Source organism: Nocardia sp. NPDC058058 (genome assembly GCF_042885355.1).
Taxonomy (GTDB): domain Bacteria; phylum Actinomycetota; class Actinomycetes; order Mycobacteriales; family Mycobacteriaceae; genus Nocardia.
Window position 1 is genome coordinate 536,660 of the sequence record NZ_JBHVSA010000004.1, and the last position, 24,632, is coordinate 561,291.

Annotated in this window: 26 protein-coding genes; 16 read left to right on the forward strand and 10 right to left on the reverse strand. The window is 66.7% G+C overall.

Features of this window, described 5'->3' with window-relative positions; all coding sequences use genetic code 11:
• Window positions 1-5 precede the first annotated feature (5 nt).
• A complete protein-coding gene (locus tag ACFVUS_RS33575; RefSeq protein ID WP_387775894.1) occupies window positions 6-755 on the reverse strand; it encodes an enoyl-CoA hydratase-related protein in 750 nt (249 codons plus the stop codon).
• A 112-nt stretch (window positions 756-867) separates the two neighbouring features.
• Here ACFVUS_RS33575 and ACFVUS_RS33580 point away from each other — a divergent pair, with 112 nt between their 5' ends.
• Together ACFVUS_RS33580 and ACFVUS_RS33585 are read left to right on the forward strand one after the other, a co-directional pair.
• Entirely contained in the window at window positions 868-2,409 is a 1,542-nt protein-coding gene (locus tag ACFVUS_RS33580; protein WP_387775897.1) for a flavin-containing monooxygenase, read from the forward strand.
• 13 nt (window positions 2,410-2,422) lie between these two features.
• Window positions 2,423-3,442: a nitroreductase family deazaflavin-dependent oxidoreductase gene (locus tag ACFVUS_RS33585; protein WP_387775900.1), complete on the forward strand. Its 1,020-nt coding sequence runs from the start codon at window positions 2,423-2,425 to the stop codon at window positions 3,440-3,442.
• A gap of 19 nt (window positions 3,443-3,461) precedes the next feature.
• On the opposite strand, the gene ACFVUS_RS33590 is transcribed toward ACFVUS_RS33585, so the two are convergent.
• Window positions 3,462-4,676: a family 1 glycosylhydrolase gene (locus tag ACFVUS_RS33590; protein ID WP_387775903.1), complete on the reverse strand. Its 1,215-nt coding sequence runs from the start codon at window positions 4,674-4,676 to the stop codon at window positions 3,462-3,464.
• Window positions 4,677-5,041: 365 nt separating this feature from the next.
• Here ACFVUS_RS33590 and ACFVUS_RS33595 point away from each other — a divergent pair, with 365 nt between their 5' ends.
• On the forward strand, window positions 5,042-6,220 hold the full coding sequence (locus ACFVUS_RS33595; RefSeq protein WP_387775906.1) for a tRNA-dihydrouridine synthase: 1,179 nt from the start codon (window positions 5,042-5,044) through the stop codon (window positions 6,218-6,220).
• Here the strand turns inward: ACFVUS_RS33595 and ACFVUS_RS33600 are convergent.
• The gene (locus tag ACFVUS_RS33600) at window positions 6,160-6,618 is read right to left on the reverse strand and encodes a winged helix-turn-helix transcriptional regulator (protein WP_387775909.1); all 459 of its coding nucleotides are present in this window, start codon (window positions 6,616-6,618) and stop codon (window positions 6,160-6,162) included. The genes ACFVUS_RS33595 and ACFVUS_RS33600 overlap by 61 nt on opposite strands.
• 87 nt (window positions 6,619-6,705) lie before the next feature.
• Here ACFVUS_RS33600 and ACFVUS_RS33605 point away from each other — a divergent pair, with 87 nt between their 5' ends.
• Window positions 6,706-8,127, forward strand: coding sequence for an MFS transporter (locus tag ACFVUS_RS33605; protein WP_387775912.1), 1,422 nt, complete (start codon window positions 6,706-6,708; stop codon window positions 8,125-8,127).
• A gap of 18 nt (window positions 8,128-8,145) precedes the next feature.
• Window positions 8,146-8,640, forward strand: coding sequence for a pyridoxamine 5'-phosphate oxidase family protein (locus tag ACFVUS_RS33610; protein ID WP_387775915.1), 495 nt, complete (start codon window positions 8,146-8,148; stop codon window positions 8,638-8,640).
• Here ACFVUS_RS33610 and ACFVUS_RS33615 read toward each other — a convergent pair.
• A complete protein-coding gene (locus ACFVUS_RS33615; RefSeq protein WP_387775918.1) occupies window positions 8,633-9,829 on the reverse strand; it encodes an MFS transporter in 1,197 nt (398 codons plus the stop codon). The genes ACFVUS_RS33610 and ACFVUS_RS33615 overlap by 8 nt on opposite strands.
• 92 nt (window positions 9,830-9,921) lie before the next feature.
• Here ACFVUS_RS33615 and ACFVUS_RS33620 point away from each other — a divergent pair, with 92 nt between their 5' ends.
• Window positions 9,922-10,623, forward strand: a complete 702-nt coding sequence (locus ACFVUS_RS33620; protein WP_387775921.1) for a helix-turn-helix domain-containing protein — start codon at window positions 9,922-9,924, stop codon at window positions 10,621-10,623.
• 1 nt (window position 10,624) lies between these two features.
• Here ACFVUS_RS33620 and ACFVUS_RS33625 read toward each other — a convergent pair whose 3' ends face one another.
• Together ACFVUS_RS33625 and ACFVUS_RS33630 are read right to left on the reverse strand one after the other, a co-directional pair.
• Complete coding sequence (locus ACFVUS_RS33625) at window positions 10,625-11,473, reverse strand: acyl-CoA thioesterase (RefSeq protein WP_387775924.1); 849 nt, start codon at window positions 11,471-11,473, stop codon at window positions 10,625-10,627.
• Between the two features lie 70 nt (window positions 11,474-11,543).
• Complete coding sequence (locus ACFVUS_RS33630) at window positions 11,544-11,852, reverse strand: hypothetical protein (RefSeq protein ID WP_387775927.1); 309 nt, start codon at window positions 11,850-11,852, stop codon at window positions 11,544-11,546.
• Window positions 11,853-11,912: 60 nt separating this feature from the next.
• Between ACFVUS_RS33630 and ACFVUS_RS33635 the strand changes: the two genes are divergently transcribed.
• Both ACFVUS_RS33635 and ACFVUS_RS33640 read left to right on the forward strand, forming a co-directional pair.
• A complete protein-coding gene (locus ACFVUS_RS33635; protein ID WP_387775930.1) occupies window positions 11,913-12,374 on the forward strand; it encodes a phage tail protein in 462 nt (153 codons plus the stop codon).
• Window positions 12,375-12,507: 133 nt separating this feature from the next.
• Window positions 12,508-13,686: a family 2 encapsulin nanocompartment cargo protein terpene cyclase gene (locus ACFVUS_RS33640; protein ID WP_387775933.1), complete on the forward strand. Its 1,179-nt coding sequence runs from the start codon at window positions 12,508-12,510 to the stop codon at window positions 13,684-13,686.
• Between the two features lie 45 nt (window positions 13,687-13,731).
• Here ACFVUS_RS33640 and ACFVUS_RS33645 read toward each other — a convergent pair whose 3' ends face one another.
• Entirely contained in the window at window positions 13,732-13,932 is a 201-nt protein-coding gene (locus ACFVUS_RS33645) for a hypothetical protein (protein ID WP_387775936.1), read from the reverse strand.
• A 186-nt stretch (window positions 13,933-14,118) separates the two neighbouring features.
• The gene (locus ACFVUS_RS33650; protein ID WP_387775939.1) at window positions 14,119-14,634 is read right to left on the reverse strand and encodes a MarR family winged helix-turn-helix transcriptional regulator; all 516 of its coding nucleotides are present in this window, start codon (window positions 14,632-14,634) and stop codon (window positions 14,119-14,121) included.
• A 114-nt stretch (window positions 14,635-14,748) separates the two neighbouring features.
• On the opposite strand from ACFVUS_RS33650, the gene ACFVUS_RS33655 reads away from it, so the two are divergent.
• Together ACFVUS_RS33655 and ACFVUS_RS33660 are read left to right on the forward strand one after the other, a co-directional pair.
• The gene (locus tag ACFVUS_RS33655; RefSeq protein ID WP_387775942.1) at window positions 14,749-15,597 is read left to right on the forward strand and encodes a class I SAM-dependent methyltransferase; all 849 of its coding nucleotides are present in this window, start codon (window positions 14,749-14,751) and stop codon (window positions 15,595-15,597) included.
• 198 nt (window positions 15,598-15,795) lie between these two features.
• Entirely contained in the window at window positions 15,796-17,271 is a 1,476-nt protein-coding gene (locus ACFVUS_RS33660) for a hypothetical protein (protein ID WP_387775945.1), read from the forward strand.
• Window positions 17,272-17,295: 24 nt separating this feature from the next.
• Here the strand turns inward: ACFVUS_RS33660 and ACFVUS_RS33665 are convergent, their stop codons facing one another.
• On the reverse strand, window positions 17,296-17,727 hold the full coding sequence (locus tag ACFVUS_RS33665) for an ester cyclase (protein ID WP_387775948.1): 432 nt from the start codon (window positions 17,725-17,727) through the stop codon (window positions 17,296-17,298).
• Between the two features lie 86 nt (window positions 17,728-17,813).
• On the opposite strand from ACFVUS_RS33665, the gene ACFVUS_RS33670 reads away from it, so the two are divergent.
• The 6 genes from ACFVUS_RS33670 (at window position 17,814) to ACFVUS_RS33695 (ending at window position 23,153) form a co-directional block, all read left to right on the forward strand.
• Entirely contained in the window at window positions 17,814-18,893 is a 1,080-nt protein-coding gene (locus ACFVUS_RS33670; protein ID WP_387775951.1) for a LuxR C-terminal-related transcriptional regulator, read from the forward strand.
• A gap of 71 nt (window positions 18,894-18,964) precedes the next feature.
• Complete coding sequence (locus tag ACFVUS_RS33675) at window positions 18,965-20,056, forward strand: hypothetical protein (RefSeq protein WP_387775953.1); 1,092 nt, start codon at window positions 18,965-18,967, stop codon at window positions 20,054-20,056.
• Window positions 20,057-20,212: 156 nt separating this feature from the next.
• Window positions 20,213-21,025, forward strand: a complete 813-nt coding sequence (locus tag ACFVUS_RS33680) for an SAM-dependent methyltransferase (RefSeq protein ID WP_387775956.1) — start codon at window positions 20,213-20,215, stop codon at window positions 21,023-21,025.
• A gap of 32 nt (window positions 21,026-21,057) precedes the next feature.
• On the forward strand, window positions 21,058-21,543 hold the full coding sequence (locus tag ACFVUS_RS33685) for a hypothetical protein (protein ID WP_387775959.1): 486 nt from the start codon (window positions 21,058-21,060) through the stop codon (window positions 21,541-21,543).
• A 36-nt stretch (window positions 21,544-21,579) separates the two neighbouring features.
• Window positions 21,580-22,317: an ABC transporter ATP-binding protein gene (locus ACFVUS_RS33690; protein ID WP_387775962.1), complete on the forward strand. Its 738-nt coding sequence runs from the start codon at window positions 21,580-21,582 to the stop codon at window positions 22,315-22,317.
• Window positions 22,314-23,153: an ABC transporter permease gene (locus ACFVUS_RS33695; protein ID WP_387775965.1), complete on the forward strand. Its 840-nt coding sequence runs from the start codon at window positions 22,314-22,316 to the stop codon at window positions 23,151-23,153. Before ACFVUS_RS33690 ends, ACFVUS_RS33695 begins: the two co-directional genes overlap by 4 nt.
• Here ACFVUS_RS33695 and ACFVUS_RS33700 read toward each other — a convergent pair.
• Window positions 23,139-24,524 (reverse strand): cytochrome P450, encoded by a 1,386-nt coding sequence (locus ACFVUS_RS33700; protein ID WP_387775968.1) that lies wholly within the window; start codon window positions 24,522-24,524, stop codon window positions 23,139-23,141. The two genes, ACFVUS_RS33695 and ACFVUS_RS33700, sit on opposite strands and share 15 nt — an antisense overlap.
• Between the last annotated feature and the right edge of the window lie 108 nt (window positions 24,525-24,632).

Sequence of the window (24,632 nt, forward strand, 5' to 3'; positions counted from 1 at the left end):
GCGAATCACGCTCCGCTCCAGCGTGGTTCGCGGCGTTCGAGGAAGGCCGCGACGCCCTCGGCGGTATCCCGGGAGGACAGCGTCGCGGCCATGGCGGCCTCGGTCACCTGCCACGCCTGTTCGTCATCCGCGGAATTCAATCGCTCCAGTGCCGTGAGGCTTTCGCGGACCGAGACCGGGGCATTGCGGCAGACGCGCGCGGCGAGCTCGCGGGCGGACCGTTCGGCCTGACCGGCCTCGGCCACGATATTGACGAAGCCGAGTTGATACGCGCGTTCCGCACTCAGCGAATCACCGGTCAGCAGCAGCTCTTTCGCCACATTCAGCGGCAGGGCGCGGCGGGTGCGGAACAGTCCGCCGCAGGTGGCGATGACGCCCCGGCTCGACTCCGGCAGCCCGAACGCCGCGGTGCGACCGGCCACCACCAGATCGCAGGCCAGCACCAATTCCATACCGCCGCCGAGGGCATTGCCTTCGACGGCGGCGATGAGCGGTTTGCCCATCCGGCGGCGGATGACCCCGTATTCGCCGCCGCGCTCGGTGCGTCCACCCGATCCCGCGCTCAGATCGGTGCCCGCCGAGAACATGGTCTCGGTGCCGGTCAGCACCGCCACCCACAGGCCGGGATCGTCCTCGAAATCGTTCAGCGCCGCGTCCAGGCCCGCGGTCATCTCCGCGTCGATGGCATTGCGCTTATGCGGGCGGTGCATCCGGATGATGAGGGTCCGGCCGTCCCGTTCTCGTTCCACGGTCATGCGCCGATTCTCACCGAGCGCCGGACGGGCGCGCCGCGGGGTGGCCGGGAGGGTCAATCTGTTGGCGCGCGCGGAAAGACGAACCGGAGGTGCGGGACCATAGGTTCGGGGAATGACGCCGCCGCATCCGAATCAGTCCCCGTCCGAACCCGATCTGGAGGTCGCGGTCATCGGCGCGGGATTCGGCGGTCTGGGGGCGGCGGTGGAACTGCGGCGCGCCGGAATCGATCGATTCCTGATCTTCGACAAGAATCCGGATATCGGCGGCACCTGGTATGCCAATACCTATCCCGGTGTGGCCGTTGATATTCCGTCGGTGTACTACAGCTTCTCCTATGCCGCGCCGAAGGTCTGGTCGCGGTTGTTCGCGCCGGGCGCGGAGGTCAAGGCGTACGCCGATCAGATCGCCGATGACTACCGGTTGCGGGACAAGCTGCGGCTCGGTACCCGGGTGCGGGCCGCGACCTGGGACGAAGGCGCTCATCGGTGGCGGATCGATACCGAGCGGGAATCATTCACGGCCCGGTTCCTCATCGCGGCCGTGGGTGGTCTGGAAGTGCCGCGCATGCCGGATATTCCGGGCGTGGACGAATTCGCGGGCAAGGTGGTGCACACCGCGCGGTGGGATCACGACTTCGACTACCGCGGTAAGCGGATCGCCGTGATCGGCACGGGAGCCACCGCGCTGCAATTGATTCCGGAGCTTGCCGACGCGGCCGGGCGGCTCACCGTGTTCCAGCGCACGCCCATCTGGGTGATGCCCAAGCCGGATTTCCGGATCGGTGCCGGGGTGAAATGGGCCCTCGATACCGTGCCGGGGTTGCGCAGGCTGGTGCGGCTGGGGGTGATGTCGACCTTCGACGCGGGGGTCTCCACGGCCGGCGTCTTCTATCGCGCGACCAGCCCGATCATCGGCTTCACCGGTCGAAGTATCAAGCGCTGGTACGGAACTCAGGTCGGCGATGCCGCACTGCGGGAGCGGCTGACCCCCGATTACGCTCTCGGCTGTAAACGGCCCTCGGTATCGAACCGGTACCTGAGCGCCTTCGCCCGCGATCACGTCGAGCTGGTCACCGATCCGATCGAGAAGATCACCGCCGGTGCCGTCGTCACCGCCGAAGGCGTCGAGCACGAGATCGACGTGCTGGTCTGCGCCACCGGATTCAAGGTCATGGAGGCCGGTGCGACACCACCGTTCCCCATCCACGGTCGCGCTCAGGAACTCGGAGAGTTCTGGCAGCACAACCGTTTTCAGGCATACCAGGGCGTGTCCATCCCGGATTTCCCGAACCTGTTCATGATCACCGGGCCGTACGGCTTCGCCGCCGCGTCCTATATCGCCATGATCGAATGCACCGCCGCGCACGCCCGCCGGGCCATCGTGGCGGCCCGCGATCGGGCCGCGACCGCCGTCGAGATCCGCCGGGAACCGCATGACCGCTACTGGCGCAAATCGCTGCGACGGCACCGGAACGCACTGTGGCTCAACAACGATTGCGAATCCTCCAATACCTATTACATCAACGCCCAGCACGATGTGGCGGCCATCCGGCCCGGTACGCATGCCGGAATGTGGTGGGCCAACAAGCATTTCCCGCTGGACGACTACGCCTACTCGACGCTCGCCGCGCCGTCCGGCGAACGCGCGTCCTAGACCGGAGGACAGCATGGAACTAAAACCCGATGTCGCCGCGCGCACGGACGCGGCCCCGCACTGGCGCGCGGCCGCGCCCGATCGCGTCCCCGAGCTGGGCAGCTTGCGGCATACCGAACCCGCGACCTGGCTGCTGGCCCGGTTGGGCGGCCTGCTCGGCGGTGGCGGCCGCATCAAACTGCTCGAGATCATGGGCCGCTCCGGTGGCCTGTTCTGGCGCTACGCACCCCTGGCCGTGCGCCTGGTCCCCGGCAGCAAACTCACCCGCGTCGACTGCGAACTGGCCACCCTGCGCACCGCCTGGCTGGTCGGCGCCCGCTACGAATGGCACCACCACGTGTACGCGGCTCGCTTCAGCGGCCTGTCCCTGGAAACGGTCGAGCGCGTGGCGGCCGGTCCGGAGGATCCGGGCTGGTCCGAACCGCAGCGCCTACTCCTGCGCGCCGTCGACGAATTGCATTCCGGCCGAATGATTCTCGATGACACCTGGACCGGACTGTCGGCCCACCTCACCCCCGCGCAGCGGGTCGACCTGTGCATGCTGGTCGGCCACTACGACATGCTCGCCATGCTGCTGAAAACCCACGGCATCGAACCCGAACCGGAGATGTGGCGGCGTGGCCCCCTGCGCTGGGTCCGTGACAGCGCCAGCGGCGACGGCCTCACCCCCGGCGGCCTCCCACGCTTCAACAAGGCCGTCACCAACCGCCTGGTCGGCCCCTCGGCCGGAAAGATCCCGCCCTACAGCGTGATTCACCACTCCGGACGCAAATCCGGTCGCCCCTTCCGCACCCCGGTGCTGGCCGCCCACCGCGGCAACCTCCTCATCGTCCCCCTCCTCTACGGCGACCGCTCCGACTGGGTCCGCAACGTCCTGGCCGCGAACGGCGGCGAAGTCACCCACCGCCGCCGCACCCGCGAATTCACCTCCCCCCGCGTCCTGGACGCCGCCGGAGCCGCCACCCTCCCGGCCCCCGCCACCCTGTTCACCCGCCTGCTCAAGATCCTGGTCGCGGACCTGGACCCGAGCTGACCGCGGATCGCCCGGTCCGCTACGGGACCGAGACCGGGCGCAGGCAGCTTTCCAGCGGAGTGACGATCGAGCAGAGCGCCGGGGTGCGGGTGGGGCGGTAGTCGGCGGGGACACCGGCCTGGGCGGTGATGGCGCGGTATGCCGCTACCGCGGTGGTGGGGCGGCGGGTGAGGGCCGGGTCGGTCTTCACGTCGACGGTGTAGAGGCCGAAACGTGGTGCGTAGCTGCCCCATTCGTAATTGTCGGTGATGCTCCAGTAGTTGTAGCCGATCACGTTGATGCCGTCGGCCTTGGCGCGCTGGATCCAGTAGACGGTGTCGCGCAGGTGATCCGCGCGGTCGTAGCCGTCCCAGCGGGGGCGGCCGCTGTCGGTGGGCATGCCGTTCTCCACCACGTAGAGGGGGAGTCCGGGGAACTTCTCCGCGTAGGTGCGCAGGTCGTAGTAGATGCCCTCGGGTTCGATGGCGTTCTGCCACAGTTCGTCGCCGAGCAGGGCGGTACCGGGCGGATTCGACAGGGACGCACCGTAATAGAAGTCGATGCCGACGTAGTCGAGTTTGCCGTGCACCCGATCGGCGAACAGCAGATCGGTCAGGTTCTGCACGATCGGGTACTGCGCGATATTGCTGGTCACCTGTGCTCCGGGCTGGCGCTGATGGATGTAGTCGTAGATCGTGCTGTGCGCCTGGACCAGTCGATCGAACATCGGCAGCGCGTCGAGCAGCCCGATATCGCCGATCTTGATCGATTGCGCCACATAGCCCATCGGTTCATTGATGGTCACCCACAGCGGGTTGAACCCCGCGTAGCGGTCCACCACCCGCCGCATATTCGCCAGCCAGTCCGACACCATGTTCTTGCTCTTCCAGCCGCCCCGATCGGCTTCCCATCCGGGAATCACCCAGTGATCCAGGGTCAGCATGGGTCGCATACCGGCTGCCCGAATCTTGGCCAGCACCGCGTCGTAGAACCGGAAGTCGTTCTCGTCCCACACATCCGGGCGCGGCTGCACCCGCGCCCATTCGATGCTGAGCCGATAGACCTGCACCCCCAGCCCGGCCGCCAGATCGATGTCCTCGGCATACCGATCGAAGAAGTCCACGGAGTCCCCGTACGTGTCCCGGGCTTTGCCGGACTTCGCGTATCGGCTCCAATTGCTATCGGGCGCATGCCCTTCGGATTGGAAACCGGCCATGGACACACCCCACATGAACCCGGACCCGAGTGCGGGCACGCTGGTCGGAGCTCCGGAACTGCCCGTCCCCGACCCGCTGGAACTCCCCGACCCGGACCCGCTCCCGGATCCCGACCCCCCACTCCCGGTGGGCACGGCTCCGGCACCACCGGACGCCGCCAATGTGATTGCCACGGCGGCGAAAACGGCACACACCAGTCGAGATCGACTCATTCCAGTACATCCTCCAGCGCAACCCAGCGCGTCCCCGACATGGCCGCGCATGGTGTGCCCCAGACCATACTGGTCAAACGTCCAGCACGGGCGATATTCCATCGGGAGGGTAGGTCCGCGAAACCCTGGTTCGGGCAACAGCGGTAAAACGGGTGCTGGTTGCTGGTTCCCCGGCCGGTGAGGCTGTTGTGGTGAAAACATCCATAACCAGCGGAGGTGCCCAGCACCCCGCGCTGGAACCATTCGGGCTCGGATCCCTACCACTGCGCAATCGGCTCGCCGTCGCGCCCATGACTCGGATATCGGCGACGGGTCAGGGGGTGCCGACGGCGCAGATGGCCGAGTACTACCGCGAATACGCCCTCGGCGGATTCGGATTGATCGTGACCGAGGGCGTGTACGTGGACGCGGTGCACAGCCAGAGTTATCTCGGGCAGCCGGGATTGGTCACCGTCGGGCAGATCGACGGGTGGCGGGCGGTGACCGGGGCCGTGCACGCGGCCGGGGGCGCGATCGTGGCGCAGTTGATGCACGCGGGGGCGATCTCGCAGGGGAATTCGTTCGGGGCCGAGACGATCGGGCCGTCGGCGGTGCGGCCGCGCGGGCAGATGATGGTCGACTACGGCGGGGTCGGCGGCGAGTGGGACGCGCCGCGGGAGATGACCGCGCACGATATCGACGAGGTGCTGGACGGATTCGCGGCCGCCGCCGTCAATGCCCGGGAGGCCGGATTCGACGGGGTCGAGATTCACGGGGCCAATGGCTATCTGCTGGATCAATTCCTCACCGACTACACCAATCTGCGCACCGATGAGTACGGCGGTCCGGTGCGGAATCGGATTCGGCTGACCGCGCAGGTATTGGAGGCGGTGCGCGAGGCGGTGGGGGATTTCCCGGTCGGCGTGCGGCTGTCGCAGACCAAGGTGAACGATTTCGGCTACCGGTGGCCCGGGGGCGAGACCGACGCGTGGGTGATCTTCGCGGCGTTGCGTGCGGCGAGCTACCTGCATATCGCCAGTGAGGGAAGGAATTTCATCGAAACGGCCCGCTTCCCGAACGGGGTCACCATCACCGAACTGGCCCGTGAGGTGTCGGGGCTGCCCGTCATCGCCAACGGCGGCATGCACGATCTGACCCAGGCGGCCGACGTGCTGACCGGCGGCCATGCCGACGTGCTCTCGCTCGGGCGCGGCGCGCTGGCCAATCCCGATCTGCCACAGCGCATTTCAGGCAGTGTCGAGCTCGACGACTTCGACTACGAAATGCTGCACCCGCTGGCCACACTGGAGTGCGCGGCCGCGTGGCGGGCTCAGCGCGAGACGGCGACCGGCAGGATTCCGGCCTCGGCGTCGGCCTCGCGATCGTCGTAAGCCGTTCGGGCGGCGGCGATTTCGTTCTGATGCGCCTCCGTCCAGATGACCAGCGATTTGATGGTCGTGTGCAGGCTCGCGCCCAGCGGGGTCAAGGCGTAATCCACGCGCGGCGGGACCGTCGGGTAGACCGTGCGGTCGACCAAGCCGTCCCGTTCCAGTTGGCGCAGCGTGCGACTGAGCATGCGCTGACTGACGCCGTCGATCTTGTACTTGAGTTCGCTGAAGCGCAGCGTGCGCTCCTCGAGATACGCGATCACCAATAGCGACCATTTGTCGGCTACCCGATCCAGGATCTGGCGTACCTCGCAGTCATTGCGGGAGTCCCAATGCACGGCGTACTCGCCGGGGTCGGTATCCGCGCAGTAACCGAGTGATTCGAATGTGCCGTCTTCCACAGGTTCGAAGTCTGCCCGAAGATCGACTAGGTAACAAGAAGTAACCGACCACACCGTCGGGAACCATCACTTTCAAGAGAGTCTGCAATGTTGAAATCCACACCCACAACGGTGTTCACCGAGTTGTCCGGTCGCGCCTGGGCCGTGCTCGCGGTGCTGTGCGGCGCGATCTTCCTGGAGGGCATCGATGTCGCGATGCTCAATGTGGCGTTGCCCTCCATTCGCGCCGATCTCGGCCTGTCCACCGGCACCCTGAGCGGTGTCGTCTCCGCCTACGTGCTCGGCTACGGCGGCTTCATGCTGCTCGGCGGGCGCGCGGCCGACCTCTTCGGCCGCCGCCGGGTATTCCTGTTCTGGCTGGCGGTATTCGTGCTGTTCTCCGGCCTCGGCGGCCTGGCGACCAGCGGCTGGATGCTGTTGACCGCGCGCTTCGTCACCGGTGTGGCGGCGGCGTTCATGGCCCCGGCCGGACTCTCGCTCATCACCACCAATTTCGCCGAGGGGCCGGTGCGCAACAAGGCACTGCTGGTTTACGCCGGTGTGGCCGCGGGCGGCTTCTCGCTCGGCATGGTGGTCGGCGGGCTGCTGACCGCGCTCGGCTGGCGCTGGGTGTTCTTCGCTCCGGTGGTGCTGTCCGCGGTCCTGCTGGTCGCCGCGATTCCGCTGCTGCGCGATGGTGAAGGGCCGCAGGCGGTTCGGGGACGTATCGATGTGCTCGGCGCGCTCTCGGTGACCGGTGCGATGATGCTGCTGGTCTACGGTGTGGTCCGGCTGGAACACGCGGGCGACGGTCCCGGGGTGACCGCGCTGGTGTTCCTGGCGGGCGCGGTGCTGCTCGCGCTGTTCGTCATCCAGGAACGGCGCACCCCCGAACCGCTGGTCCGGCTCGGCATCCTGCGCTCGGCGAACCTGGTGCGCACCAACCTGATCGCGCTGCTGTTCGTCGGCTCGTTCGCCGGATTCCAATTCCTGGCCACCCTGTACTTCCAGGAACTGCGCGGCTGGAGCACCGTGCAAACCGGTCTGGCCATGGCGGTCATCGGCATCGACGCCATCCTCGCCCCGGTACTGACCCCGCGCCTGGTGGATCGATTCGGCAATGGCCGCGTGATCTTCGGCGGCGTCGCCCTGGCCGCGCTGGCCTACCTGCTGATGCTGCCCACCGGCCTGGATCGGGCCTACATCACCATGCTGCCCGCGCTGCTGCTGCTCGGTGTCGCGTTCTCGCTGGTCTACGGTCCGCTGACGATCGCCGCCACCGATGACATCGATGAGCAGGAGCACGGCCTGGCCGGTGGATTGCTGTACACCGCCTTCCAATTCGGTTTCGCGCTCGGCATTTCCGGCGTCACCGCCGTGCACGTCGCGGTGCTCGGATCCGGTGCGAGCGGTATCGACGCGGTGCGCACCGCCCTGCTGGTGCTGGTGATCGCCGCCGTCCTGGCCGGGACCATCGGGCTGTTCGGCCTGCGCCGCACCGCTCCGGCCGCCGAACCCGCCCTCGCCTGATTCGGAAAGGAAACTGTCATGGCGACAACGGAATTCGATCTCATTCGCCCCGAATTCGATGCCTATATCGGCGATATCGTCTACGCCACCATGGTCACCGTCGACGGTAAACACCGGCCGCGCGCCCGGGTGCTGATTCCGGTGTGGGAAGTGGTGGACGGCAAGCCGATCGGATGGCTGGCCACCTACCGGACACCGGTCAAGGAGGCGCACCTCGCGGGCAATCCGAACACCACGTTCTCCTACTGGAATCGCAAGCAGAACTCGGTGCACATCGATGCTACCGCGGACTGGATTCCGCTGGCGGACTTGGAAACCCGGCAGTACGTCTGGGATATGTATCAGCGCACCAGCCCCCAGGGCGCGGGATATCCGCTGGGGCAGTTCTGGTCCGGCATCCAGGATCCGAAACTGCACATCCTGAAACTGGACCCCTGGCGCATCCAGGTGATCCGGGGCCGGGACCTGCGCAGCATCCTGTGGCGGGCCCCGGTCGCCGAAACCGTCAGCTAGCCGGACGCTGTCGCGCCCGGTCCAGCAGGATCAGCGCGACAGCGGCCACCGCGAGCACGGCCCCGATCACGCATACCGAGGTCAGGGTCGTGCCGCGGTTCAGCGCCACGGCCGCCAGCACGGGGGTCGCGCTGATGCCCAGCTGGAACGCCGAGACCGTGGTGGCCCCGGCCAGGGTGGGGGCCGCGGCGGCGATGGCGAACACCCGGCCGTACAGGGCGGGATTGAGCACGAAAGCCGCTGTGCCGAGCAGGAATACGGCCGGAACCACGATCCACGCGTGAGACATGGTGAGCGCCAACAGTATCGACAGGATCGCGATACCGATCGCACCGGTCAGCAGGGCCCGGTGCGGGCGGCGATCGGCGATCCGGCCGCCGATGGACAGACCCGCGAAAGCGCCGATGCCGAACAGCGCCAGTACGGCCGGAATCCACACCTCGGGCACGCCCGCGATATCGGACAGCATCGCCGCCAGATAGTTGAAGCTGATCATGTACGCCGCGGTGGTCAGCACCGTGATGCCGAAAATGTTCCACAGCAACGGCTTTCGCAAGACCGCCAGCTCACCCGCGACGCTCGGGGCCGGTCCCCGGCCGCCGGTGGCGGGCAAGCCGAACAGCACGCCCGCGATACCCGCCAGCGTCAACGCCACCACCACCCAGAACCCGCCCCGCCAGCCGGTGAAATGGCTGATCAGCGTCCCCATCGGACCGCCCGCCACCATGGCGACGCTGAGCCCGCTGACCACCACGCCCGACGCCCGCGCGTTCCGGTCCGGTGTCACCAGCCCGATCGCGGTCACCGCCGCCACCGCGAAGAATCCGGCGTAGGCCAGTCCGGATACGAACCGGCTGATCAGCAACACCGGATAGTTCCCCAGCAGTCCGGCCGCCACCGCCGCCGCGAAAACCGCCTGGGTGGCGACCAGCGCGGTGCGGCGCGGCCAGCCCAGGCTCAGCACCGCGAACGGCGGGCCGCCCACCACCACGCCCAGCGCGAACGCGGTGATGAGCATTCCGGCCGAGGACAGCGTGACCTCCAGATCGGCTGCCACGGCGGGCAATACGCCCGCCAGCAGGAACTCGGCGCTGCCCATGGCGAACAGGCTGAAGCCCAGCAGGTAGACCCCGGCGGGCATGCTCCGCGACACCGGAGCGTTGTCGACATGCGTTGTCGTTGTATCCATTCGGATCACCTCCGATCCGAAGCATCCGAGCCACCGGCCGTTTTCGGCGCACACCATTGCCGAATCCGGGACATGCCGACCGAGGGGAACCGATGGAAACCGATCCGACCGTGGCCGCCGCCATCGCCCAGATCGCGCCCCGGCTGCGTGCCGCACGCGACCGCACCGGGATCAGCCTCGCCGCGCTGTCCCGCGCCACCGGCATCTCCACCAGCACGCTGTCCCGGCTCGAATCCGGTTTGCGCAAGCCGAGTCTGGAGTTGCTGCTGCCGGTGGTGGCGGCCCTGGATGTTCCCCTCGACGCCATCGTCACCGCACCGCGCATCACCGCGCCGCGCGCGCCCAAGGGTGCGGAAGCGACCGATACCGACACCGGCGGCCGCGCGGGTGTCATCGGCGGTTCAGCCGATAAGCACCTACCCGCCGGTGCCGGAGCCGATTCCGAGGCGCTCGATCCCGTTGTCCCGCAACAGCCCGATGCCAAACCGGGACGAGTCCTCATTCCGCTGTCCCGGCATCCGGCCGAACCCCGCGCCTACAAGCTCACCATCCCCGCGCACGACACCACCCCGTACCCGCGCAGTCACCCGGGCCACGAATGGCTGTACGTCCTGCGGGGTCAGCTCCGCGTCCGGCTGGGCGAACACGACTTCACCATGACCGCGGGCGAGGCCGCCGAATTCGATTGCCGCATACCGCATTGGTTCGGCGCGACCGGCAGAGACGGCGTCGAGGTGCTGAGCCTGTTCGGCAGGCACGGCGCGCGTATTCACACCCGCACGCGCAGTCGCTAGCTCACGGCCGTTCGCCGCCGCGCATCAGGCCGTGCGCGTCCACCGACGCCACCAATTCGCCCGCGCGCGTGAATATCTGGATGCGGGTGAACATCCGCCCGCTGCCCGCGAATGGGCTCTCGCAGCGCAGCAGCAGCCAATCGTGCAGCGTGAACGGCCGATGGAAGGTGATGGTCTGGGCGAGCATGGCCGCGGCGGAACGGCCACCGCGCCTGGCGATCTCGGCCTGCGGATACGGGCGCATGGCGACCGGCCCGAGGAAGCCCTCACTGCCGTGCGCCAGCAGTGCGCGGTTCACACCGGGCAGATCGGGGGCCTTATCGCAGCGCATCCACACATCCAGCGATGGCGGTCCCGCGAGGTCGAGCGCCACCGCGTCGGCCCCGCCGACCGTGCGAACCTCCCACGGCAGCAATGCGCACGGCAGCTCGTCGCAGTCCTGCGGTCCGGGCACCCCGGCGGGCAATTCCGCACCGTGCGAGAGGAAGTCGGGCTCGTCGACGCTGAGCATCGCCAGTATTCGCGCGTGCTCGCGCTCCTGCTGCCGGAACGTCACCTGCACGGTCGCCAGCGCCCGTCCCGACTGCACCACCTCGACGTCCACCTCGACATCCCGGTCGGCATACCCGCCGCGCGGGAACACCCCGTGCAGCGATTGCACCGCCATATGCGGCACCGTCCGCTCGGCGGCGATCACGGCCTGCGCCAGCGTCTGACTGCCGAGCGTGGTCGGCAGGGTGGAACTCACATTCCGGGCACGGAAGCGCCCGGGCTCGAGCTCATCGAGATCGAGCACGTCGAGCAGATCGGTCAGGTCGACGACCGGCCATAAATGTGTTCCACCAGCCATGGCGAAATGCTCGCACACCGTTCCCGTCCGGGGGTACGCGAGGAGCGCTGAGCGGGACGCCCGCACCGCCTCAGCTCGGAGAACCGTACTGTTCCAACAGCTCCGGCGGCATACTCAGCGCCGCCTCGATCATCCCGGCCGCATGCCACAGGCCGATTCGATCCAGGGCCTCCACCGATTGCACACAGATGTCCCGGTCCAACTCGGCCATCCGATTCCCGCAGCGATCGCGTTCGGCGATCTCGTCCGCGTCGGTGGCATCGCGCAGCCGCTCCACGATCTCGGCCATCCGGGCTCGTTCCCGCGTGGGTTCGTACAGCGGTCGCAGCGCGGCCAGGATCTGCCGATCACTCACCTCGGGTGTCTCATTCCAGCTCATATCTCTCCTATGCTGACGATTCCGGATATGCACGGATATACACACGCTGAGGAGCTCTTCATGCCGTATGTCGTGAATTTCGACTCCGTGTCCACCGTCGGACTGGAGTCCTCGCCGGTCGCGGACGCACTCGCCGGGCTGCGCGCGAACGAGGCCCGGTACTTCAAGAACAAGTACAACCACGTCTTCACCGTGGAACCCGCGAGCGATGCCCGGTCGGCCGTCGACTGGGTCAGCCGGATCCTGAAGCAGGAACGCGGCATCGTCATCGCGGCGCGGCCGCTCGAGGCAACCGCCTTCGAGGTCGAGGGCATTCGCATGGCCTACGTGTTCTACGAGGATGGTCTGTCGATCAACGTCATGTACACGATCGCCGATGCCGGTAAGCGCGCGGTCGGATTCAAGCTGTCCGACGGTATGGCCATCCCCGCCGAGCTCGACTCGTTCAAATTCGCGAGGCAGAAATCCAAGCTGGCGGGCACGATTCGCGGCTCCTACTTCGTCATCAAGAACGAGTACTGATCCGGCTCCCCGCGTGTCGCCGGGCCGGGAATCGGTCAAACGGCTGCGCGGGCGGCAGGTCAGGTCCGATAGTCGATGCGGTCACCTCTGTGCGTTGCCTGGACCTGATGATTCCGCGTGGCAGGAGAGCATGATGACAAGTCTCGACAGCGGCCCGAGTGGGCTCGGTACCCAGCTCGCCAGGCGTTTCGCGGCGGTAGCCGACTCGGTTCCGGAGTCGGAACCCATTGTCCCGGAAGCTGATACGGCCGATCACTGTGTACCGAGCGTGCCCCGGCTCGGCGAAAGCGCGTTCCGGATCCCGCTGCGGCGATTGACCGCCGATATCGAGCCCTATCAGCTGCTCGACTGGGGTGACGGGTCCGCGCCGCCGCTGTACTGCCCGCCCGCCGCGCGCATCGACGATCGCCTCGCCGACGAGGTGGACAATCGGCTGGCCGAATGGGCGGAATCGATCGGGTTCACCCCCGAGGAGATCGAGAAGCTGCGCAAGACCGGCTACGGGCGGCTGGTCATGCTGGCGCACAGCGATTCCGACGATCCCGATCGGTTGCTGGTCGCCGCGCAGATGAACACCGCGTGGTGGATGGCCGACGACTACTACGCCGACGATTCGGCCCTCGGCGCGGATCCCATCCTGCTGCCCCAGCGCCTCACCCTGGCCATGGCGGCCCTGGACCCGCTGCCCGACGCGGGCGAATTCAGCGAACCCCTGAACGAGGAGCTGCGCACCGATCGGGTGCTGCGCGCGTTCCGCTCGGCGATCGCGCACCTGCGCCGCCACGCCACCCCCGACCAGGTGCAACGCGCCTGCTACGCAACCTTTTCCATGTTCGTCTCCTGGACCGCGTACGCCGCCTGGCGGCACACCGGCGAGCCGCCCGCCGCGTGGGAATACCTCGCCGCCCGCCAGCACGACACCTTCTACACCTCCATGACCCTGATCGATCCGGTGGTCGGCTACGAAGTCCCGTCCAACCTCTTCTACGACGATCGGGTCCGGCGCGCCGCCTTCCAGGCGGGCACCGCCTGCGTCCTGGTCAACGACCTCTTCTCGGTGAAGAAGGACGCCGCCGACGAGAATCCCGTCTCCAATATGGTCTTGCAAATCGCCGCCGACCGCGGCTGCTCCATCGCCGCCGCTACCGAAACAGTCGTGGACCTGCACAACACCATGGTTCGCGACTTCGAAGCCGGACACCGTGCCCTGCAACCCATCCCATCCCCCGAACTGCAATCCTTCCTGCACGGCGTCCGCAACTGGATGGGCGGTTCCTTCGAATGGCACAACACCAACCCCCGTTATCGCTAGTGAGGTCGATGACGCCCGCGATCTGCAAGGTGAGTCCGGTCGCGATCACGTCGGCATAGGACAGAACGGCTCACAGCTGGCGGGCGGCTCCGGCGCGGGCGTCTGTTCGAAATGCGCACTGCCCACCACGATCGCGATGACAACCGCCAGCCCGACCGCCAGGGCCGAGGCAATGACAACCACGGCCCAATTGAGTCGAGGAAAGGTAATGGCCTCGGTACCGTCCTCGAGCACCATGAACAGCACGGCCGCACTTCCCGACGATCGGGCCAGCTGAGATAACAGCGCTCCACGCCACCAGTTTTGGGACATCCCGAACTCGATCCGATACCGCACGAATTGTCATGATCGACAATGTCCAGCGTACGCTCGAGCAGCTGTAATAGCTTTCGCCTATAGCTCATTCGCGCATCCTGAGTCCGGGTCGAGCGATTACGCGGGGTCGGTCATGGCGCCGTACTGATCGTGCAGGGCCTGGGTGATCGCGGTGAGGACGCGATGGGTGGCTGCCAGGTCCTGGTCGGGGAAATCGGTCATGGCCGTGCGGGCGTAGCGGCCGACCGGGGTGAAGAAGGCTTCGGCGGCTTCGTGGCCGGTGGTGTCGCGGTGCAGGATGATTCGCCGGCGGTCGGTGGGGTCGGGTCCCCGGCGTACGTGCCGGGCTTCGATCAGGCGTTCCACCAGGTAGGTGACGGCGGCGGAGGACATTCCCATCAGTCTGCCCAGCTGTCCCGGTGTCAGTGGGCGGCCGGTGTCCTCTGCGCTGGATATGTGCATCAGGGCGCGGAAGTCATTGGGGCGCAAGTTATTCGAGCGGGCGAAGAGGTGGCCGAGTTGATCGGAGATGGCGCCGAGTGCGCGGATATCGGCGGTGATCCCGGTTTCCAACGCGCCGCGCTGCGGCGTCGCACGGGTGGGTGCGGCTGTTGTGGGGTCGCTGTCGGTCACCGCCGCAGCCTATCGTCCCGAAGTCTCTCTATTGCTTAATAGTTAAGTTTCTGAGAGAGTTTGCCGATCGGCGCTCGGGCCGCAGCCGAGAGGTGCACTGAGAGAGGCGACTTCATGCAGGTGGGACAACCCAGCCGGACCGCATTGGGCGCGGCTCGCGCGCGGGCGCTGCACCAGACCGAGGAGGCGGCATCGATCTTCGTCGACCCCTTCGCCGCGGCGATCGCGGGTGCGGCGGATATCGCCATCGGCGACGGGCCGCAGGATCGCCCGGTCCCGGAAGACGCCCGGTTGTTTCTGGCCATGCGGCATCGATTCGCCGAGGACGCGCTGGCAGAGGTCGCCACCGAGGTGAAACAGGTGGTCATCCTCGGGGCGGGGTTGGATACGTTCGCCTATCGCAATCCGCATCCGGACCTCACCGTCTTCGAGGTCGACCACCCCTGGACTCAGCAGTGGAAGCGGCAGCGCCTCACCGACGCGGGAATCACGGTCCCCGACTCGGTGCGTTTCGTGCCGGTCGACTTCGAAACAGAGACTCTCGCAGCGGGTTTGGCCTCGGCGGGCTTCGACCGAACCGTCCCGGCCTTCTTCATCTGGTTGGGTGTTGTCGTCTATCTCACCCCAGGATCGGTGACCGCGACCCTGCGCTTCATCGCCGAGCACTCCGCCCCGGCGCAGGTGGTATTCGATTACAGCGAACCGATTTCCGCACTCGCGCCGGAACATCGGCCGATGGTCCAGGGGCTCACGCGGTTGATGGACGAGCTGGGCGAATCGTGGCTGTCGCTGTTCACTGTCGGGGAGATCACCGCACAGCTGCGAGCGCTCGGTTTCGATGAGATCGAAGACTTCGACCGCCCGGGGCTGTTCGCCAGATTCACACCGGGGCGCCCGACCGACGACCGCGTCGGCGGCCACATCCTGCGTGCCGCACACCGAGGGCATCCCTTCGTCGGTTGATGATCCTGACGCCAATCGGCCAGATGCTCATTTTCACCGGCCTGTTCCATGTACTGAACTCGCTGCGCGACGGCACCGGAACACCTGGAACTTCATGCGGCAGCGCCGAACCGATATCGCGCTGCATGAAACGCCCCTTCCTTCTCGACCGGCCGACCGTTAGGACGCCTGACGATTCGGCGGATAGGCTCCGGGCTCGTGAGAGTTTTCTTCGTGGCTTGGCTCGCGTATGCCACGGCACTGCTGACCAGCAGTCGTGACCTTTTTACCCAGTCCGTGTACGAGGAGGGGGACGCGGGGACCGTCTCGATCCTGGTGCTCTCGGCAAAACATTTCGATCTGCTGGTGGGCAACTACTCCAGGGTCGGATTTCATCATCCCGGTCCCTCATTCGTATACGTGCAGGCGTTCGGCGAATGGCTTTTCTACGATGTGCTGCATTGGGTGCCGACGCCCTGGAATGGGCAGGCGATCGCCATTCTGCTGCTCAACGCGGCACTGGTGGCCCTGGCATTGAGCGTGATCTACAGCTGGTATCCGTCCTGGACGCTCATCGCCGGGATCGGCGGCGCGAGTCTGCTGTTCGTCACCGTGTACCGCGATCTGCTCAGCGGGCTCTGGATGCCCTACGTGTATTTCGCCCCGTTCCTGCTGCTGCTGGTGGCGGTCGCCTCGGTGGTGGCCGGGCGCACCGAACATCTGTGGGTGCTGGCGCTCGCGGGCGGATTGCTCATCCACGGGCACGCGGAGTTCCTGTTCTTCGTGCCACTGCTCGGCGGCGCGGCGCTCTTTCTCATCTGGCGGCGCAAACTCGCGGTCGCCAAGCGGGATTGGTGGTTGTTCGGCGGAATCGCCGCGGCATTCGCCTCGACGATCGTGCTCGACGGAATCGTGCATTTCCCGGGCGAACTCGCGAAATATGCCATCTACGGCGGTGGGCACGGAATACACGCACCGTGGACGGCGGCCTGGTACACGGTGCAGTTCTGGGGGCCGAACCGCATCCTCGGCGTCATCATCTTCATCGTGCTCTTCGCGCTTGTGGCGTTGCTCACGCGCGGTGAGAAATTCCTGCGCAGCGGACTCGCGGTCTGTGCGGCGACCGTGCCACTGATGTCGATTTACGCGACGATCGGCATCGACCAGATCAATGAGCCGTACATCGGCTACTTCTCCTATGCTGTACCGCTTTTCATGTTCGCGCTGCTGCTGATCGGTCTCACCCGGTGGATCGCGGAACTCGAATTCAACGGCGCGGCCGTACTGCGGTACGCCGGAGTCGCCCTGCTGGTCATCGGGCTCGTGGTCAGCGGCCTGACCCACTCGCTGGCCAATCGCCGCCCCGGCACCGTCGGCCTCACCACCACCTTGGACGCGATGAAACAGGTCGCCGGAACCCGCTCGATCGTGCTGGAGCGCAAACCCCACGAGGCCTGGGGCGATGTCGTCTTCCTGGTACTCGCCGGAGCCCGCACCGGCACCCGGGTCTGTGCCGACGACGCCGAACGCATGGAACTCCTCGTCACCGCCGAATACGTCTGCACCCCGGCCGAATTGGCCGATGGCGCGCACTTCGTGGTGACGCGAAAGGAGTCCGGCCCACCCGCCGGCCGGGTCATCGGGGTACTCGGCCGCACGGACACCAGCCTGAGCTGGGTCTCCACCCTGGGCTGACGGGTGTCCGCGGGTCCGGATGGATCAGGCGGGGATGAGGCCGAGTTGGCGCAGCAGGGAGATGTCGTCGAGGCGGCCCCAGCGTTCGGCGATTTTGTCGCCGGTGACCCGGAAGATTTGGATGCCGGTGAGTACCAGGGTGTTTCCGGTGGGGGCGACTCCCATGAGTTCGCCCCGGTGGGTGCCTCGGGCGGTGAAGCGTTCGACCACCAGGTCGCCTTCGGCGATGAGCTGGTCGATATCGCTGTGCCAGTCGGGTAGGGCCGCGCGGAACATCGCGGCGGCGATGCGCAGGCCCTCGGCTCCGGCGGGAGCGCCGGGGAAGGGATCGTCGTGGTTGACGAAATCGGGGGCGAGGTAGCGGTCGACGGCATCGAGGTTGCCCTTGGTGAACAGTTCCTGGATGAACGTGTCGACGAGTTGCTTGTTGTTCCGGGTGCTGTCGTTGTTTGTCATGGATCGATCGTCGAACCGATCGGGGCGGGCCACCATCCCAGGTAGTTGGGGGTTCCGAAGTCGAATCGGCCGAGGATACTGGGAAGGTGTCGAGAACAACCGACACGGCACGGGCCGTGCAGGATCTGATCCGTCATTGCCATGACGGGTTGGACGTCCCCGGGGTACACGGCGAATTCCTGCGCTCGGTGCGCAAGCTCATGCCGGTGGACGCGGCGTTCTTCGCCACCGCCGATCCCGAGACCCTGTTGTTCACCGGAGCGTTCGCCGACGAACCGCTCGGCGCGGTGACACCGCTGTTCATGGACAATGAGTTCGGCGGCTCCGATGTGAACAGGTTTGCGGCACTTGCCATTTCGAATAGGCACGTGGCATCCCTGGATACCGCGACACACGCCGACCGGTTCGCCAGCGGACGCTATCGCGAGATCATGCGACCGCTGGGCCTCGGCGACGAACTGCGCGCGGCACTGGTGACCGGCTCACAATGCTGGGGCTACCTGTGCCTGCATCGCGAAGACCATCCGCTCGGCTTCACCGACGCCGAGGCCGCGCTGATCGCGACCATCGCACCGCACCTCGCGCACGCCCTGCGCCAGGCCGTGCTGCTGCACGGTGCCCCGTCGAACGGTGGCGTCGGCGAACCCGGCGTCGTACTGCTCGCCGAAGACCTCGGCGTCGTGGCCGTCACGCCCGAAGCCGCACACCTGCTATCCCTCGTGGACGAGACCCGCTCGATCCACCTTCCACTCCCGCTGGCCGTGTACACCGTGGCCATGGCCGTGCGCGCGATCGAACAGGGCACCGCGCCATCGCGAACCCTGCCCACCAGCCGAGTCCGCACCGTCGACGGACACTGGCTCACCCTGCACGCCTCCCGCCTGCAGGGCCCGCCCAGCGAACAACGCATCAGCGTCGTGGTCAGAACCGCCGAACCCACCGCCACCATCCCGCTCATGCTCGCGGCTCACGGTCTCAGCCCGCGCGAAGCCGAAGTCGCCCGCCTGGTGCTGCGCGGCACCTCCACCCAGCTCATCTCCGACACCCTGCACATCTCCCCGCATACCGTCCAGGACCATCTCAAAGCCGTCTTCGACAAGGTCGGCGTCCGCAGCCGCCGCGATCTCATCGGCCGTCTGCTGCAACCTCCCGGCACGGCGGGGTGACGGCGGCGGAGGTTCGAATCTTCTTTGCCGACACCCATGTTCGGAGACAGCCGATATGCGAGACTGGCGCTGTGCAGCGCGAGCGTCGGGTTCACTTCGTGGGCAGCCTGCCCGCACAGTTGGATAGTCCGGAGCAGGCGATGGCATTCGCCGTCGACACCGCCGGTGACTTTCTCGACGGTATGGTTCCGGGCTGCGAGGCGGATCCCTTTCGCGCCCAGTGGTACGTCAGACCCATCATCGACCGGTTCGGCGAGATCTCCGCGCTGGCTCCGGTGCGTACCGGTGATTGGTCGACGCTGCGCGCCCGCGACACCTTCCGGCTGCGGCCGGGTCGATCGCTGGTGGAAGCCGATGTCGACTCCGCGCTCGGCTACGCGCGGGAAGCCGAGCGGGCCGCGGCCGCGTTGGCCGAGCTGCGCCGCACCGATCCCGGACTCCGCCTACAGGTGGGTATCCCGACCCCGTTCGTCATCGGTTTCATCGCCTTCGAGGCGCGAATGCTGCTGTGGCGCAGAGGCTTTCCCTACTACCGGCCGATCCTCGACGCCACGGTCAGGGAGATCGTCCGTATCCACGAGGCGATGCGCGGCAATGTCGTATTCCAACTCGAACTGGCGGCCGAGACGCTTCTGTGCGCGGGGACACCCGGTGTGCTGCGGCAGGGCCCGGCCACCGCCGCGGGCCGCGCCATCGCGCGCCTGGTCGCACGGGCTCCGCACGATGCCCATTTCGGAGTGCACCTCTGCTACGGAAGCCTCGACGACAAACCGGCGGTGCGACCGCGGTCGACGGCTCCGGTCGTCGCGCTTGCCAACGCCATAGCCCGCCACTGGCCCGCCGGACGGCATCTCGATTTCGTCCACCTGCCCATCGGCGACGGCAAACAGGCGCCGGTCCGGCCGCGGTACTACGCTCCGCTGGCTCGTCTCGAATTGCCTTCCACCACAACGGTTGTCGCCGGTCTCGCGCATGCGGGGCAACCGCTCGCGCAGGCGCGACAGGCGCTGGCGGTGGCCGAGTCGGCCTACGGCGGCCGGTTGGATGTAGCGGCCCCTTGCGGTCTGGGCCGGTACGCGACCGTCGATCGGGCGCGGACCGCGGTGGCGCACGCGGTCGCGTTGGCGCAAACGGATTCGAGCCCGGTCCGCGCCGGCGGTTGAGAGTACGTACTGGTCGACCCGTCGCGAAGGGCCGGATCGTGTTGTGCCGGAGCACGGTACGCCGATGGCGATCGGATGCGGTTCCACCGCATCCGGGCATCGGCAGATCTGTGGAGTGGCATACACCCGGGCCGGTGGTCGGCTACGGTTACATCTGTGGCCGAAGGTACCGAGAGGCCTGCGTCGGAGCTCAGGCGGAAACCGGATTCGCTCGACCCCAATGAGCTGAGCTCCGCCCGGGTGTATGACTACTTGCTTGGCGGAAAGGACAACTACGAGACCGACCGCAAAATGGCCGGTCGGATGCTCGCTGAAGTCCCCGAACTCGGGGCTCTGGTGTTGTTCACCCGAGGATTCCTGATCAAAGCGGTCCAGATGGCCGCCGAAGCGGGCATCCGTCAGTTCCTCGATCTCGGCTCGGGGATTCCGATCGCGCCCAGCGTGCACGAGGCCGCTCGGGAGATCCAGCCGACCGCACAGGTGGTGTATGTCGACTACGACCAGGTCGTGGTCACCCACTGTGAGGCGCTGCTCGCCGGACCTCCCGGAACCACCGCGTTGCTCGGCGATATCCGTTGTCCCGGTGACATTCTCGATGAGATCACCAAGCGCGGTCTGCTCGATTTCGATGAGCCGATAGCCCTGCTGTTCTCCGGCGTGCTGCATTACGTGATGGACGACGAGCGCCCCGCCGAGGTCGTCGCCGCCTTTCGTGATCGGGTGGTATCGGGTAGTTATCTGGCGATCAGTCACGGTTCCAGCGATTCCTCCCCGGAGATACTCCAGGTGCTCACCGGCACCGCCAACACCTCGGCCCAGGTCACCTTCCGGTCCACGGCCGAGACGGAGTCGTACCTGGCCGGCTTCGAATTGTTCGAACCCGGTGTGGTGCCGGTGCAGCAGTGGCTCCGCCCCGACCTACCGGAGACGCGGATGGTCATGCTCGGCGCCATCGGCCGCAAACCCTGAGGAAGTCGCCAAGTCGATAAAAGGATGAAGAGATGAAGTCCTTGAAGATTGTCGCCGGTACCGTGTCGTCGATCCTGACGGTCGCCGCGGTCACGACCGGCGTCTCGATTGTCAGTGCCCCCGTCGCGTCCGCCGCTCCCGGCGCGTTCCTGCTCACCAAAGATGTTCCCTCCCTTGATGATCTGCACGATCAGGTCGTCTTCCTGATCGAAACGCCCGGCGTCTCCGACGAGGCCAAGGCGGCCAATATGGAAGGCGGTATGGGGGCGGTCGCGGTCGCGGACGCGCTCTTCAACACCGGCATGTTCCGGGCTCCGTACGGATCGAACGAGATCAGCGGTCCGGAAACCCACGACGGCAATGTGCACACCGCGATGCTGCGCACCAGGTCGGTGGGGCGGCCGGATATCACCGCGCGGGTGGTCTGGAAGCGGATCGACGGGGTCTGGAAGCTCTCCAACAGTTCGGTGTGCGAGGGCGTCAAGGCCGTGGGTCTGTCGATGTCCTGCGACTTCTGACCGGCGTCCTGTGACTTCCGACCGGCGCGGAGCACCGTGATCGATATTCGTGACCTCACCCTGGGCTACCCGGGCGTGACCGTCCTCGAAGTCCCCGAACTGACGGTGGCGGACGGGGCGATCACCTACCTGATCGGTCTCAACGGCACCGGCAAGACCACGCTGCTGCGGTGCATCTGCGGCCTCATCGCGCCCGCCGCCGGGACCGTTCGGGTCGACGACACCGTGGTCCGAGCCCATCGCACCACGCCCGCGACGCTCGGAATGCACCTCGACTATCGGGCTTTCGACCCGCGCCACACCGCACGCCGGCATCTGCGCTGGATCGCTCGGGCCCGCGGCATACCCGTCGGCCGGGTCGGTGAGGTGCTGGAGATCGTCGATCTGGTGGGGGTCGCCGACCGTCGGCTCGGGCACTATTCGCTCGGCATGCTGCAACGGGTCGGCATCGCCGCCGCATTGCTCGGTGAGCCTCGGACCCTGCTGCTCGACGAACCATTGAACGGCCTCGATATCGCAGGCATTCGATGGATACGTGAATTGCTGCGCGAACTCGCCGATGCCGGGACCTGTGTCCTGGTCGCCTCACATCTGCTCGATGAGGTCGAACGCAATGCCGATCACATCGTCATCCTCGGAAACCACGGTGTGCTGGCCGACCGGACTTTCGAAAACCTCATGAGCACACTGGAGCCCGGCGAGGCCGGTCTCGAAGACGCCTACGTGCGCATCGCCGGTCTACCCGGTCGCCTCGCGTCGGGCGCGGCCTCATGAGCGGCCCCGGACCGGTCACCCTCGTCTGCCGCGGCGTCGCCGCCGAATGGACCCGCACCGCCGGACGCGGTTTCCTGTGGACCGTCGCCGTCCCGCTCACCTTCGCACTGCCGCTGGTCGTCACGTTCGGAATCGCCGCTGTCGCAGAGCGACTCGCGACCCTGCCCGGGCAGCGGTTCGTGGCCCCGGTCTCCACCGTCAACTCGGTGTACTGGGTGATGACCTTCTCCGTATCGGTCATGATGGTCACCGCCGCCTACGCACACGGCACCCAAAGGCGCGGGCGCACAAGCGATCTCAGCACCTTCCTGTTCCCCCGGGCGTGGACGGTCGCGTTGGCCCGATGGATCTACTACGGCGTCATCGCGGCGATCTCGACCCTGGCGCTGCTCGTGATCGTCATGGTCACGCTGCCGCACCAGTTCCCGGAACTCTATGGGGCCGTTGACATTACCGATTCGGCAGGTATCCGGTTCCTGTGGACCGTCCCGGTCTACGCGTTCGCCGCGTGCGGGGTCGGCATCGCCGCGGGATCACTGGTTCGCGCCCCGTCCGCCGCCGTCGCCGTTCTGCTGTTCTGGGTGTATGTGGCCGAGAGCGCGATGAATCTGCTTCCCCACGGCTTCACCGTGCAGGCCTACGCCCCGTTCCTCAACGCCGTCGCCGCAACCGGTCAGCAGGTCGCCTTTCAGCCCCGCTTCGGGCGCAATGGATCGCTGCTCTACTTCATCCTCGTTGCCGTCACCCTGTTCCTCGCGGCGGTCGTGCTGCCCATCCTGATTCGCCGGATATCCGGCCTGCGCCGGACGGCGGTCACCGAATCAGGCGGTAGCTGAGGAGACCGGGCGAACCTGGAGCGGAAGTCGTCTCATCCCGGGGATCGGACCCATGGCCCGCGGCAGCTTCCCGGTCTCGACCGGCCCGAACTCCCACCGCGACAGCAGACTGTGCAGCGTCGTCTGCAGCACCACCCATGCGAAATTCCTGCCGACACACATTTGATTGCCCATGCTGAACGGTGCGAAGCTCCGGGATTTCGATCCGGAGCTCGACGGCGACCACCGGTCCGGGTCGAAGGTGTCTGGCTCGGGGAAGATACGCGGATTGCGATGAATGGCGGCAAGGCTGTAGCCGATATCGGTGCCGGCGGGAAATGTGAATCCATCGAGTTCGACCTCGGTGACACTGCGCCTGGTCTGCAGCAGCGGCGAATGAATCCTGGTGACTTCGTTCAGGAAACAGTTCAGGTATTCGAGCCGATCGAGTTTTCGAGGGTCGAGTTCGCCCGCGTCGATGATCTCGTCCCGCACTCGCGACGCCACCTCGGGACGCCGGGACAACTCGTACAGCGACCAGGTCAGCGTGGCGGTCAAGGCGTCGATGCCGCCGAAGAGAACCGTCACGGCCTGCTCCGCCAGCAGTTTGTCACTATGGTGTGCACCGTCCGGTGCGTACAGCAGGATGTCGAGCAGGTCACTGCGGCGCTCACCGCTGGCTCGGCGCGCGACCAGCAGCTCCCGGCAATAGTCCCGCAGCCGCGTTCCGGACGACAGGAATTTGCGGTTCACCGGCAAGGGCAGGCTCGCCAGCCGCTTCGGCAGCACACTGCCCACAATGGCGCCCGCGCCGATGTTCCCGATCAGACTCGAGATGAATCGCAGTTCCTCGGTCTCCGGTTCATGCGAGAACATGGAACCGAGCAGATCTGTGATCACCAAATCCAGTAGCGCGGAACGGATCTCGACAATCTGTCCCGGCTGCCACGAACTCGCCAGTGCGTCCGCGTTGCGCTGCACGGTCGGCGTGTGACCCTCCAGCTCCGGTCGATGAAACGCCGGTTGCACCAGACGGCGAAGTTCCTTGTGCCGCTGACCATCCGCGACAATCAGCGATTCCTCGAAGATGAGGCGGATGCGTTCGAAGAGAAGCCCGCGCTCATAAGCCCCGGAGTTGTCCACCAACACCCCGTGCAGCAGTTCGAAATCGGTGATGACGTAGACAACCCGATTGCCGATATCGACCCGCGCGATTTTCCCGGCGGCCGCCAGATCCACCATGAACTGGACCGGATCACGAAACAATCGCCAGCCGTGCCCGAGCACCGGCACCCGGCCGGGCCCGCGTGGGACATCACGAAGATCCGCCGCACGCCGTAGGTTCCGGCGGGGTCGGCTCGTGCCGAATAGCGCGTTCTTCGCCGTCTGCACAGGGACTCCTGCGGGAGTAGGTGACAACAACCGAGCTCGATCACTGCGGCGGGTCGTCCATCTACGCCCTACGTTAGCCGGGATCAGCAACCGACCACCACCTTTTGC

Excerpts from the sequence above, each read along its gene's own strand:
- ACFVUS_RS33685 (WP_387775959.1), top strand. The coding sequence starts at position 21,058 with ATGAAGTCCTTGAAGATTGTCGCCGGTACCGTGTCGTCGATCCTGACG.
- ACFVUS_RS33610 (WP_387775915.1), top strand. The coding sequence starts at position 8,146 with ATGGCGACAACGGAATTCGATCTCATTCGCCCCGAATTCGATGCCTAT.
- ACFVUS_RS33585 (WP_387775900.1), top strand. The coding sequence starts at position 2,423 with ATGGAACTAAAACCCGATGTCGCCGCGCGCACGGACGCGGCCCCGCAC.
- ACFVUS_RS33640 (WP_387775933.1), top strand. The coding sequence starts at position 12,508 with ATGACAAGTCTCGACAGCGGCCCGAGTGGGCTCGGTACCCAGCTCGCC.
- ACFVUS_RS33630 (WP_387775927.1), bottom strand. The coding sequence starts at position 11,852 with ATGAGCTGGAATGAGACACCCGAGGTGAGTGATCGGCAGATCCTGGCC.
- ACFVUS_RS33575 (WP_387775894.1), bottom strand. The coding sequence starts at position 755 with ATGACCGTGGAACGAGAACGGGACGGCCGGACCCTCATCATCCGGATG.
- ACFVUS_RS33605 (WP_387775912.1), top strand. The coding sequence starts at position 6,706 with ATGTTGAAATCCACACCCACAACGGTGTTCACCGAGTTGTCCGGTCGC.
- ACFVUS_RS33665 (WP_387775948.1), bottom strand. The coding sequence starts at position 17,727 with ATGACAAACAACGACAGCACCCGGAACAACAAGCAACTCGTCGACACG.
- ACFVUS_RS33580 (WP_387775897.1), top strand. The coding sequence starts at position 868 with ATGACGCCGCCGCATCCGAATCAGTCCCCGTCCGAACCCGATCTGGAG.
- ACFVUS_RS33620 (WP_387775921.1), top strand. The coding sequence starts at position 9,922 with ATGGAAACCGATCCGACCGTGGCCGCCGCCATCGCCCAGATCGCGCCC.
- ACFVUS_RS33635 (WP_387775930.1), top strand. The coding sequence starts at position 11,913 with ATGCCGTATGTCGTGAATTTCGACTCCGTGTCCACCGTCGGACTGGAG.
- ACFVUS_RS33615 (WP_387775918.1), bottom strand. The coding sequence starts at position 9,829 with ATGGATACAACGACAACGCATGTCGACAACGCTCCGGTGTCGCGGAGC.
- ACFVUS_RS33695 (WP_387775965.1), top strand. The coding sequence starts at position 22,314 with ATGAGCGGCCCCGGACCGGTCACCCTCGTCTGCCGCGGCGTCGCCGCC.
- ACFVUS_RS33655 (WP_387775942.1), top strand. The coding sequence starts at position 14,749 with ATGCAGGTGGGACAACCCAGCCGGACCGCATTGGGCGCGGCTCGCGCG.
- ACFVUS_RS33625 (WP_387775924.1), bottom strand. The coding sequence starts at position 11,473 with ATGGCTGGTGGAACACATTTATGGCCGGTCGTCGACCTGACCGATCTG.